This is a genomic window from Novosphingobium sp. AP12, from assembly GCF_000281975.1.
Taxonomy (GTDB): Bacteria; Pseudomonadota; Alphaproteobacteria; order Sphingomonadales; family Sphingomonadaceae; genus Novosphingobium.
Genome location: NZ_AKKE01000053.1, coordinates 1 through 11,383, shown reverse-complemented (window position 1 = coordinate 11,383; position 11,383 = coordinate 1). Strand labels below are relative to the sequence as shown.

Genomic DNA, 11,383 nt, shown 5'->3' with positions numbered 1-11,383 from the left:
TGAACTGGTCGCGTGCCGCCGAAAGCCGAACACCGCATCGTGGGACATTCCTGTCCTTCACTTCAACACCGTGGAAGGTCAGGTTACAACAAAAGCCGACCTTCGACTCCCAAGTCGGATGACTTGGAGAGGCCAGCGAGGAGCGGAACGTAGGCGGCTAGTCTGCGAGATATGAATTCCGTGAACAGCCGGACGCGCTTCGTCTTGCGGGTCTCGCCATGCGTGAGCAGCCAGACAGGTCCGTAGAGGTGTCGGTTTGTACCCGGAACCCTCTCCAGCAAGGGGTCGGCGTCCCCGATGAAGCACGGCAATGCCGTCATTCCGATACCTTGCCGTACCGCCGCGATCTGCGTTTCGAGATCTTTGGTCCTGAAGGGCACTCCAGTGCTTCGATCCTCCCCCTCCTTGGTCCAGTGCGGTACGCCGTGGCCGCTTATGGCAATCCACCTATGCCCGGGTGATCCGGCGCGCCCATTAGCGAGACAATCGGCGGATAAGTAAAAGCCCCCAAAAAGCTCCGGTCCCTTTAGACCATGCAGATTGGGCGGCAGCGTTTCGCGGTCGTAAACGACGCGGATCGCTACGTCGGCCTCCCGGTTGGTCAGGTTTGCCAGTTCGCCGGATGACAGGATGTCCATCTCGATGCCGGGATGCAAGCGGGTGAAATCGGCTAAGTCCGGCATAAGCAGATGTGCCGCGAGAGGCGGCGGCAGCGTCACCCGCAGGAGCCCACGAACGCTCTGATCGCGCCCGAAGACGCGCGTTTCGAGCTGGTGCGATGACGCTTCCATCTGCTGTGCAAACTCGAGAACCTCGTCGCCCGCCATCGTCAGGCGATAGCCCGAGGGCAGTCTTTCGAACATCTGCGCCCCGAGACGATCCTCAAGTTGGGCGATGCGCCTCAGCACGGTCGCGTGGTTCACGCCGAGTTGTTTTGCTGCGGCTCGCACTGAGCCCCCCCGTGCTGCTGCAAGAAAGTATCGAACGTCGTCCCAGTTCAGCATGGTGCATTCCCGCGCCGCGCGATGCGACTTTTGCAGCTAAATTTATCAGGTCTTACGGCGTGCTCCCGATCCGCTGCTAATTCAACCGTGCATCCGGATCGTTTTCGCACCACCGATGTGCGCAATTGCTGACTGATCGCGTGCCTCCGGTGCGCCCATATTGTTGCTCTCGGCGGGATCCGCCGCACCGCATCGGCCCGATGGGGCGAAACCAAGGAAGCACGACATGACCCGACTGAACGGAAAGACTGCAGTGATCACCGGTGGTGCCACCGGCATCGGCCTCGCGTCCGCCAAGCGCTTCGTCGAGGAGGGCGCGTTCGTCTTCATCTTCGGCCGCCGCCAGGACGCGCTCGACGCCGCTCTCGCCGAACTCGGGCCCAACGCTCGTGCCGTGCAGGGCTCGGTCACCGATGAGGCTGACCTGGACCGGCTCTACGCCGCGGTGAAGGAGGAGCGCGGTACGCTCGACATCGTCTTCGCCAATGCGGGCACGGGCAGCATGGCCAAGCTCGGCGATCTTACCGCGGCGCACATCGACGAGACCTTCACCACCAACGTGAAGGGCACGATCTTCACGATCCAGAAGGCGCTGCCACTGATGCGCGAGGGCGGGTCGATCATCCTGACAGGATCGAGCGCCGGCACCACCGGCGCGCCTGCGATGACCGCGTATAGCGCGAGCAAGGCGGCGGTGCGCAACCTTGCGCGGACTTGGGCGGAGGACCTGAAAGGTACCGGCATCCGCGTGAACGTGCTGTCGCCCGGAGCGGTGGCGACCGAACTCGCCGTGGCGGCGCTGGGCGACGAGGGCGTGAAGGCCTACGGCGCGATGACCGGCTTTCAACGCATGGGCGAGGCTTCGGAGCAGGCAGCAGCCGCTGCCTTCCTCGCCTCGGACGACAGCAGCTTCATGACCGCGAGCGAAGTCGCCGTCGACGGCGGCCTGGCGCAACTCTGACCCGACGCGCCGTCGGGCGTCCCTCGACCGGGGCGCCCGTCGGCGTGGCAATAGCGAGAGACAAGATATGAGCTACGCAATCATTGGCTTCGGCAGCATCGGCAAGGCACTTGCAAAGGCGTTCGCCCGAAAGGACATCCCCGTATCCGTCGCGACCACACGCGATCCGGAAAGCTTTGCGTCCGAGGCCGCGGCGATCGGGCCTGTGGTCGTCGCCACCACGCTGGCGGACGCGATCAAGGCCGACGTTATCTTCCTGGCCGTCCGTTTCGAGGCGCATCCGGATGTGGCGAAGGCACTTTCGACCTGGCAGGGTAAGACGATCGTCGATGTGACCAACGCCTATGGCGTTGCCCCCGAGAGTTTGGATGGACTGCCGTCTTCTGCGTTCATCGCGAAGGCGTTTTCCGGAGCGAAGCTGGTCAAGGGCTTCAATCATCTGATCGCTGCGAAACTCGATCAGGATCCGTCTGTCGCCGGCGGCAACCGGGCGGTGTTCCTGGCCAGCGACGACGAAGATGCTGCCACGCAGATCGTTGGGCTCGCGGAAGAGCTCGGTTTCGCCCCGATCACGCTGGGCGGGTTGTCGGAAGGCGGGCTGCTCGTTCAGGCGCGCGGGAACAGCTGGGGCCGGCTGATTTTCAAGGACCTCATCAAGATCGACTGACGACACGACGCACGCGACGGGATCGCCAGTGATACCGTCGCGTGCGCAACGGAGAAATGGTCATGAGCATCGAACGAAACATGCAGACCGTGAAGGACTTCTTCGCCGCGATCGGTGAGTATAACGAGCAGGACCTGCTGGCGCTGGTCGGCGAGGACATCGAGTGGATCATCCCCGGCGAGGGCTGGCCGCTGGCCGGCACGCACCGGGGGCACGCCGGCTTGGCGGCTGCGCTCAAGACAGCGTCCGAGGACGTGGAGATGATCTACCCCACGCCTCCTGAATTTTTCGGGCAGGGAGACCGGGTCTTCGTCGTCGGTGTCGCCACCGGCAAAATCAAAGCCACAGGCAAGCCGTTCAGGGACGAGTGGGTCTTCGACATCACCGTCAGGGACGGCAAGTTGGTACGCATCCAGGAATATATCGACACCCAGGCCATGGCGCGGGCTTCTGCCTGAGGGGCAAGAGGCAATAAGAAGCCCGTCTCTCAATGCCGCAGACCCTGCGCTCGCCGGAAGTCTGACTCTATCGGAGATCTCGATGTACGATCAATGCACAACGCGCGAGCTGACCCGGTTCGCACGCGTCGAGGCGGGATCCACCGTCATCGACGTCTATCCCGGCGACGGCGACTGGACCCGCTTGTTCTCCGATATCGCCGGTCCTGAAGGGCGGGTTTACAGCTTTGTGCCGGCGGAAATCGCTGTTTTGAAGGACGATCAACTTGACCGCATGCGAGCGCTCGCGGGCGAACCGGGCCGGGAGAACGTCGAAGCGGCTTCGGCGGATCTCGTGGCGATGGGCGAGGTCACTGGGCCAGCGGATGTCGTGTGGATGCACCTGTTTTATCACGATCTCCACACCAAGTTGATCAAGGCGAAGGGCGCGACGGCGGCGAGCTTCAACCGTGCCGTCTACGAGCGGCTCAACCCTGGCGGGTTCTTCGTCATTGTCGATCACGCCGCCGCGTCGGAGACGGGCACGACCGACACGCAGTCGTTGCATCGGATCGACCCTGCAACGGTGCGCGAGGCGGTGACGGCGGCCGGCTTCGTCCTGGACGCCGAAAGCACCCTTCTCGCCAACGATCACGATCCGCACGCGGCGAAGGTGTTCGATCCCGCGGTCAAGGGCAAGACCGATCGGTTCGCATACCGGTTCGTGAAGCGTTGACCTGTAATCGGGGTCGACCGGTTACCTCACCTCAAAACTGAGATTGAGGCTGCGCCGCAGCCGACCATCATCAAGGCTTCGATTGGTCGGTCAGGTGCATCTCCTCCCAGAGCTGCACGCTCGAACGCTCCATCATCCGGACGTGCCATGCATGCAGGCTGCTAAGCTCGGCTGGAATTTCCAGGTCGACGATCTTGGCGAAGACGAAGCCGGCATTCACCGTGATGTCCGCCATCGAGAACGCGTCGCCAGCCACGAACGGCTGCGCCTTGAGGACGTCGTCGAAGTAGCGCGCGCCGCGCAGCGCCTTGTCGCGCATGCGTAGGCCCCACTCCTCATTTTGATAGAGCTCGACCTCGGGTCCGAGACCCGCCGTAGCATGATGGAAATAGACGCTGATCGCATCTAGAAACTCGATCTCCGCGCGCTTGTTCATCATGTGGATCATGCCCTGCTCGCGCGGTGTCGCGCCCGTCAGCCGGGGTGCATCACCAAGGGCATCGAGATACTGCGTGATCGCCGTGCACTCGGCGAGATAGGTGCCGTCCTCGATCTGGAGCACGGGAAGGGTGCCCGAATAGTTCTTCGCGAGAAAGTCAGCGCGCTTGTGCTCGCCCTTCCAAAGATCGACCGAGGTGAAGCGGACACGCGACGCCAGCCCCAGTTCAGCAACCGCGATACGAACGCGCGATGGATAGGGCCCGTCATACCAATCATAGATCATCAGCATTGTTTATCTCCGACTCTACCTACCACTTGGTAGGTCGCCGGTCTACACTGTTGCGTTTCGAATCGTCAAGACCTACCTTTCACATGGTAGGTGACATACGGATCAGGCAGGCAAGATGAGTTCGCGCGAAGCAATCCTCGCAGCGGCGAAGCAGACCGCGCAGTCGCGTGGCTACGCCGGGATAAATTTTCGCGAGCTGGCCGAGGAAGTCGGCATCAAGCATGCCAGCATCTATCACCACTTCCCGAGCAAGGCCGATCTCGCTGTCGCCGTGGCGCGCCGCTATTGGGAGAACGCTGCCGCTAATCTGTCGGCGATGTCTGAGCGGGAGAGCGATCCCGCCGCGCTGCTGTCCGCCTTTCCGGGCACCTTCCGGCAGTCGCTCGAGAACGACAACAGGCTGTGCCTCGGCAGCTTCATGGCTGCCGAATATGACGATCTGCCGGATGCGGTGAAGGTTGAGGTCCAAGCCTTTGCAGACGTCAATGTCGCCTGGCTGGCGAAGACACTGGCTGACGCCAAGCGTTGCAGCCCGGAGAAATGCGAGGCGAAGGCGCGGGCAATCTTCGCGGCTACCGCTGGCGCGCAGCTGATGGCGCGGAGTCGCGCCGACATCACGCTTTTCGATACACTGATCGACACCTACCGAACATCCGGCCTTTTAGAGCCATGATCCTGCTCGGCTGCTGGCAATTGGACCGCCGTCGGCGGTGCGCCGACGCAGATGCTAGCTGAGTGGATATTTGATGAGGTTCTGCAGCACGAGCGGCGCGCACGTCTGGCCGAAATCGTGGAAATCATCTGCTCGGCGGCACGATAGGCAGCTTCTGTCAAAACCTGACGTCCATCCGAGGGGATCCTAACGATGGCATTGGTCGGCTGCCGCCGGATCCAGTGTTACGATGCCGACCTTGGTTTTAATCTATTGTAGGGACGGTTTTATCCGAGAGCTGCCGCCCTCTGTTGGCCGATGTAAATGCCGAGTACTCTCTAAGGCAGCGTATGTTCAACCGTCCGTAGTCGCGTGGGATAACGCAGCACGAGGGTAACGAAGCGCGTCCAATACGATGGAGAATGCCGGGGACGCATGCCGCCGGCTTGGGTAATAGAGATGGTATCCCGAAAATGGCGGGCACCAGTCGTCCAAAACCCTCACAAGGCGGCCCGACGCACAATGGTCGATAATCTGGTCCTCCGGCAAATACGCGAGACCCAAGCCATCGAGGACGCTCGCGAGCCGCACGACACCGTGGTTGACCACGACCTGGCCCTCAACGCGCACCCGGACCTCGCGGCCGTTTCTCTCGAACTCCCAAGCGAACAAGCCGCCGTAGGTTGGCAAGCGGATGTTGATGCAGTTGTGAGCCGTCAGATCCTGCGGCGTTCCGGGGCGCGGATATCGTTCGAAATAGCCCGGCGTGCCGACGACCGCCATCCGCATGTCGGGGCCGATGCGGACGGCGATCATGTCCTTGGCCACTTGCTCGCCCATGCGGACCCCCGCGTCATATCCCTCAGCGACGATGTCGGTCAGACCATAGTCGACGACGATCTCGACGTGCAGGTCGGGGTAGTCGGACACGATACGCCGAAGCGCGGGCTGCAGGATCGATACCGCCGGATGTTCCCCAGCGGTGATCCTGATCGTACCGGCCGGCTTCTCGCTAAGAGCACTGAGAGAACCCAGTTCCTGCTCGATCTCCTCGAAGCGCGGCGCAAGCGTGCGCAGCAGCCTTTCTCCGGCCTCCGTCGCCGAAACGCTGCGGGTACTGCGGGTGAGCAAGCGGACGCCAAGGCGGGCTTCCAGGGCCTTGATCGTCTGGCTCAGCGCTGACGCCGACACGCCCTGTTTGGCTGCGGCGCGTGTGAAGCTGCGCTCCTTGGCGACCGCGACGAACGCGGCGAGGTTGTTGAAGTTCTCGGTGGTCATTGATTAGCTGGCCTTAAAGCGCCTTGTTGATTGCCACCTCTAATCGAAGCTGTCCCCGATAGCTATTTCAAGACCTCAGCGCGGGGGCGCAATCGTTCGGTGGTCTTCGGGCAAGCCGGACGCCGAAGGAGTTTTCGATGGCTACATGGTTCATCACCGGTTGTTCGTCCGGCCTCGGTCACAGCCTCGCGACCGCGGTGCTGGAGGCAGGGTTCAGCGCGGTCGTGACCGCGCGGGACGCGGACAAAGTGCGAGACTTCGAGCAGGCTTTTCCGGGCCGGGCGCTCGCCCTCGCACTTGATCTCAACGACAAGGCGTCGATCGCCGCAGCCGTCGAACAGGCGACAGCACGGTTCGGCGCCATCGACGTGCTCGTCAACAATGCGGGCTACGGCTACCGCGCCGCCGTCGAGGAAGGCGACGAACAGGATGTCGCCGACCTGTTCGCGACGCATGTGTTCGGCCCCGTCGCGCTGATGAAGGCGGTGCTGCCGGCGATGCGCGCACGGCGACAGGGCACGATCGTCAACTTCTCCTCGATCGGGGCGCAGGTGCACAATCCGGGCTCCGGCTATTATTCGGCGGCCAAGATGGCGCAGGAAGGCATCACTCTGACGCTCAAGACCGAGGTCGAGCCGCTCGGCCTGCGCGTGATGGTGATCGAGCCGGGCGCGTTCCGCACCGACTTCGCGGGCCGGTCGTTAAAGGGCGCCAGGACCGAGATCGACGCTTACGCCGACACGGTCGGGCCGCGCCGCAAGGCGAACGATCGCACCGACGGCACCCAGCCGGGCGACCCGAGGCGCGCCGCGAAGCTCATCGTCGAAACGATCGCCCGGCCGACGCTACCGAAGCGCCTGCTGCTCGGCGGCGATGCGGTCGAGATCGTGCGCAAGGCGCTGCAGGCGCAGCTCGACGAGATCGCGGCGGCTGAGGTCGCGAGCGGGGCCACCGATTTTTCGAAGAATGATTGAGCGACCGCTGGACGCTGCCGCCGCTGAACAAAGGACCAGATGATGGAAAAACGATATCTCGGCCAAGGACTCGAGGTCTCCGCGCTCGGCTACGGCTGCATGGGGTTGAGCTTCGGCTACGGCCCCGCCGCCGATCGTGGCGAGGCGATCGCGCTGATCCGCGCCGCGCATGATCGGGGCGTCACCTTCTTCGACAGCGCCGAGGCCTATGGCCCCGGCGACAACGAGGAGTTGGTCGGCGAGGCGCTGGCCCCGGTCCGCGATCAGGTGGTGATCGCGACCAAGTTCGGCTTCGTGAACGGCGTCCCCGCGCAGGGGCTGGACAGCCGCCCCGAGCGAATCCGCCAGGTCGCGGACGAAGCGTTGCAGCGCCTGCGCACCGACCGGATCGACCTGTTCTACCAGCACCGTGTTGACCCGAACGTGCCGATCGAGGACGTCGCGGGGACCGTCCAGGAGTTGATCGCCGCCGGCAAGGTCAAGCATTTCGGCCTGTCGGAAGCCGGCCCCGAGGCGATCCGCCGCGCGCATGCGGTGCAGCCGGTCGCCGCGCTGCAGAGCGAATATTCGATGTTCTGGCGCGAGCCCGAGGCGGAGATCCTGCCGCTGCTGGAAGAGCTTGGCATCGGCTTCGTGCCGTTCGCGCCGCTCGGCAAGGGCTTCCTGACCGGCAAGCTCGCGTCCGATACGGTGTTCGCCAAGGACGATTTCCGCAGCACCGTGCCCCGCTTCCAGGCCGATGCGCTCGCCGCGAACCAGGCGCTGGTCGATCTCGTCTCCACGCTTGCGGCGGAAAAAGGTTGTACCCCCGCGCAGGTCGCGCTCGCCTGGCTGCTCGCCCAGCGGCCCTGGATCGTGCCGATTCCCGGCACCACCAAGCTGCACCGGCTCGGGGAGAATCTCGGCGGAGCCGGCGTGGTGCTGACCGGCGGCGATCTGTCCCGGATCCGCGACGCGCTTGCCGGGATCGAGGTCGTGGGCGAGCGCTACCCAGCCTCGCATCAGACCCTCATCAACCGCTGACTTTCAGCCGGAGACCATCCATGATCAGCAATATCCCCACCGTCACGCTCAACAACGGCATCGAGATGCCCAGCCTGGGGTTCGGCGTGTTCCAGGTGCCAGACCCAGCCGAGTGCGAGCGCAGCGTGCGCGACGCGATCGACGTCGGCTATCGGCTGCTCGATACCGCGACCTCCTACGGCAACGAGGAAGCGGTCGGCGCGGCGATCCGCAACCACGGCATCGACCGGTCCGAGTTGTTCGTCACCACCAAGCTGTGGATCGAGGACGCCAGCTACGAGGGCGCCAAGGCCGTGTTCGAGCGCTCGATTAACAAGCTCCAGCTCGATTATCTCGATCTGTGGCTGATCCACCAGCCTTACGGTGACGTTTATGGCGCGTGGCGCGCGATGGAGGAGTTGCACAAGGCGGGGCGCATCCGCGCAATCGGCGTCAGCAACTTCTATCCCGATCGCCTCGTCGACTTCGTGCTGCACAACGACGTGACGCCGGCGGTCAATCAGATCGAGATCCATCCCTTCCATAGCCAAGATGACGCCAAGGCGATCCTCGACGAATACAAGGTCCAGGCCGAAGCCTGGGGTCCGTTCGCCGAGGGTAAGAACGGGCTGTTCTCCAACGAACTGCTCGCCGAAATCGCGCAGAAGCATGGCAAGAGCATCGCGCAGGTCGTGCTGCGCTGGCTTCATCAGCGCGGCATCGTCGCCATCCCCAAGTCAGTGCGCAAGGAGCGCATGGCCGAGAATTTCGCGATCTTCGACTTCGCGCTCGACGCCGACGACATCGCCGCGATCGCTACGCTCGACCAGAAAGCCAGCAGCTTCTTCGACCATCGCGATCCCGAGAAGGTGAAGTGGCTCGGCACCCGCAAACTCTAATCTCGACGACCGGTAGAAGGGCAGCCCGTGAGCAATATCGAAAACAAAGTCGTCGTGATCACCGGCGCGAGCAGCGGTCTTGGCGCCGCGACCGCGCGCCGCCTGTCGGCGTCCGGCGCCAAGGTGGTCCTGGGCGCGCGCCGTGCTGATCGGCTGGCGGCGCTGGCGGAGGAACTCGGCGGGGACGGCAGTGCACTGGCCGTTCCCACCGACGTGACGCAGGCCGATCAGGTCCAACGGCTGGTCGACACCGCGGTGGCAGCGTTCGGCCGGGTCGACATGATCCTCAACAATGCCGGCATCATGCCGCTCTCGCCGCTGGAACGGCTGAAGATCGCCGACTGGGACCGGATGATCGACGTCAACCTGAAGGGCATGCTCTACGGCATCGCGGCGGTGCTACCGCACATGCAGCGGCAGCTCAGCGGCCACATCATCAACGTGTCGTCGGTGGCGGGCTTCAAGGTCATCCCGACCAGCTCGGTCTATTCCGCCACCAAGACCGCGGTGCGCGTGATCTCGGAAGGGCTCCGCCAGGAGGTGAAGCCCTACAACATCCGCACGACGGTGATCTCGCCCGGCGCGACGGATACGGAGCTGCCGGGCAGCGTCACCGATCCCGACATCGCCGAGAATGTCCGTACGCTGTTCGCCAGGGGTACGGTGCCAGCGGATACCTTCGCCCGCATGGTTGCCTTCGCGATGGAGCAGCCGGAGGATGTCGACGTCAACGAGATCCTGTTCCGCCCGACCAACCACGAACTCTGACCGCGACGGAGGTGCATTCGATGGATGACAGATCGGGACAGGTGAGCCGGCGCGCTGTGCTGGGCGCAGCGGGCGCCGGGCTTGCAGCCGCGTCGATCGGCGCGGCCGGCGCCGGCCCCGGCTGGGGCATCGCCGGCACCGCGTGGCGATCGTCGCAGGCTCGGCACGCTGGAGGTGTCCAGCGTCGGCCTCGGTGTCCAGAACATGCATCGCACCTATCAGACCACCATCCCCAGCCGCCCCGAGATGCTGCGCATCATCCGCGCCGCCCATGATCGGAGCATAACGTTCTTCGACACCGCCGAAGCCTACGGGCCGCTGGAGAATGAGCGCATCCTCGGCGAGGCCGCGCAGCCGTCCCGCGACCGGATCGTGATCGCGTCCAAGTTCGGCTGGAACATCGATCCGGCGACGGGCAAGCGCCTACCCGGGCTCAACAGCCGGCCGGCGCATATCAAGGCGGCGGTCGAGGGCAGCCTGAAGCGGTTGCGCACCGATCGCATCGATCTGCTCTACCAGCACCGCGTCGATCCCGCAGTGCCGATCGAGGACGTCGCCGGCGCGATCGGGGATCTCAAGGCGCAGGGCAAGGTGCTGCACTGGGGCCTGTGCGAGATGGGGCCGAACACGCTCCGCCGTGCGCATGCAGAGTTGCCCGTGACCGCTGTCCAGAACGAATATTCGATGCTCTGGCGCGGGCCCAAGGAAACGGTCGTCCCGCTCTGCGCGCAGCTCGGCATCGGCCTGGTCTGCTGGAGCCCGCTCGGCGTGGGCTTCCTGACCGGCGCGATCGACGCGCAGACGCGCTTCGCGCCCGGCGATATTCGCGGCGGCGAGACGCGTTTCTCCGCCGACAATCTCTCGCACAATTTGGCGCTGGTGGCTTTGGCGAAGCAGTGGGCGGAGCGGAAAGGCGCGACGCCGGGACAGATCGCACTCGCGTGGTTGGGCGCGCAGCACCCGTGGATCGTGCCCATCCCCGGCACCACGCAGATGGCGCATATGACCGAGAATGCCGGCGCGATGGCGATCCGCTTCACGCCCGCCGAGGTGCAGGAACTCAATGCCGCCGTTGCGGCCATCGTAATCCAGGGCGATCGCCTGCTTCCCGCGGCCCAGGCATTTTCCGGGGTCGAAGCCCCGCCGAGGGCATCGTGAGTGGCGCGGACACTTTCTCGCGTCGCGCGCTGCTCGCCACCCCCGCGGTACTTGCTTTCGTTAGCACGTCCGCCTGCACCCAGGAGAAAGGATCGGGTCACGTCCGTCAATGTGGTG

At 64.3% G+C, this 11,383-nt stretch carries 13 protein-coding genes; 10 read left to right on the top strand and 3 right to left on the bottom strand.

All coding sequences use genetic code 11. The features are described 5' to 3' along the window. Positions 1-83 precede the first annotated feature (83 nt). Positions 84-1,004: a LysR family transcriptional regulator gene (locus PMI02_RS09575; RefSeq protein ID WP_007681997.1), complete on the bottom strand. Its 921-nt coding sequence runs from the start codon at positions 1,002-1,004 to the stop codon at positions 84-86. Positions 1,005-1,230: 226 nt separating this feature from the next. Here PMI02_RS09575 and PMI02_RS09570 point away from each other — a divergent pair, with 226 nt between their 5' ends. From PMI02_RS09570 to PMI02_RS09555, 4 genes are all read left to right on the top strand, one after another. Beyond that, positions 1,231-1,965, top strand: a complete 735-nt coding sequence (locus tag PMI02_RS09570; protein ID WP_007681996.1) for an SDR family NAD(P)-dependent oxidoreductase — start codon at positions 1,231-1,233, stop codon at positions 1,963-1,965. A gap of 67 nt (positions 1,966-2,032) precedes the next feature. Continuing rightward, complete coding sequence (locus PMI02_RS09565; RefSeq protein ID WP_007681995.1) at positions 2,033-2,632, top strand: NADPH-dependent F420 reductase; 600 nt, start codon at positions 2,033-2,035, stop codon at positions 2,630-2,632. A gap of 62 nt (positions 2,633-2,694) precedes the next feature. Further along, entirely contained in the window at positions 2,695-3,090 is a 396-nt protein-coding gene (locus PMI02_RS09560; protein WP_007681993.1) for a nuclear transport factor 2 family protein, read from the top strand. An 82-nt stretch (positions 3,091-3,172) separates the two neighbouring features. Further along, positions 3,173-3,805 carry a class I SAM-dependent methyltransferase gene (locus PMI02_RS09555; protein ID WP_007681992.1) on the top strand — a complete coding sequence of 211 codons (633 nt, stop codon included), beginning with the start codon at positions 3,173-3,175 and terminating at the stop codon, positions 3,803-3,805. Positions 3,806-3,875: 70 nt separating this feature from the next. Here the strand turns inward: PMI02_RS09555 and PMI02_RS09550 are convergent, their stop codons facing one another. Next, entirely contained in the window at positions 3,876-4,535 is a 660-nt protein-coding gene (locus PMI02_RS09550; RefSeq protein WP_007681991.1) for a glutathione S-transferase, read from the bottom strand. Positions 4,536-4,650: 115 nt separating this feature from the next. Here PMI02_RS09550 and PMI02_RS09545 point away from each other — a divergent pair, with 115 nt between their 5' ends. Then, the gene (locus PMI02_RS09545) at positions 4,651-5,208 is read left to right on the top strand and encodes a TetR/AcrR family transcriptional regulator (protein ID WP_007681990.1); all 558 of its coding nucleotides are present in this window, start codon (positions 4,651-4,653) and stop codon (positions 5,206-5,208) included. A gap of 333 nt (positions 5,209-5,541) precedes the next feature. Here PMI02_RS09545 and PMI02_RS09540 read toward each other — a convergent pair whose 3' ends face one another. Next, positions 5,542-6,465 carry a LysR family transcriptional regulator gene (locus PMI02_RS09540; protein ID WP_007681989.1) on the bottom strand — a complete coding sequence of 308 codons (924 nt, stop codon included), beginning with the start codon at positions 6,463-6,465 and terminating at the stop codon, positions 5,542-5,544. Between the two features lie 137 nt (positions 6,466-6,602). Between PMI02_RS09540 and PMI02_RS09535 the strand changes: the two genes are divergently transcribed. The 5 genes from PMI02_RS09535 to PMI02_RS09515 all read left to right on the top strand — a co-directional run bounded on the left by PMI02_RS09535 (position 6,603) and on the right by PMI02_RS09515 (position 11,266). Continuing rightward, positions 6,603-7,439: an oxidoreductase gene (locus tag PMI02_RS09535; RefSeq protein ID WP_007681988.1), complete on the top strand. Its 837-nt coding sequence runs from the start codon at positions 6,603-6,605 to the stop codon at positions 7,437-7,439. Between the two features lie 42 nt (positions 7,440-7,481). Beyond that, complete coding sequence (locus PMI02_RS09530) at positions 7,482-8,462, top strand: aldo/keto reductase (RefSeq protein ID WP_007681987.1); 981 nt, start codon at positions 7,482-7,484, stop codon at positions 8,460-8,462. A gap of 20 nt (positions 8,463-8,482) precedes the next feature. Then, positions 8,483-9,340, top strand: a complete 858-nt coding sequence (locus tag PMI02_RS09525) for an aldo/keto reductase (protein ID WP_007681985.1) — start codon at positions 8,483-8,485, stop codon at positions 9,338-9,340. A gap of 27 nt (positions 9,341-9,367) precedes the next feature. After that, entirely contained in the window at positions 9,368-10,108 is a 741-nt protein-coding gene (locus tag PMI02_RS09520; protein WP_007681984.1) for an SDR family oxidoreductase, read from the top strand. Between the two features lie 204 nt (positions 10,109-10,312). After that, positions 10,313-11,266 (top strand): aldo/keto reductase, encoded by a 954-nt coding sequence (locus tag PMI02_RS09515; RefSeq protein WP_052025503.1) that lies wholly within the window; start codon positions 10,313-10,315, stop codon positions 11,264-11,266. Positions 11,267-11,383 lie beyond the last annotated feature (117 nt).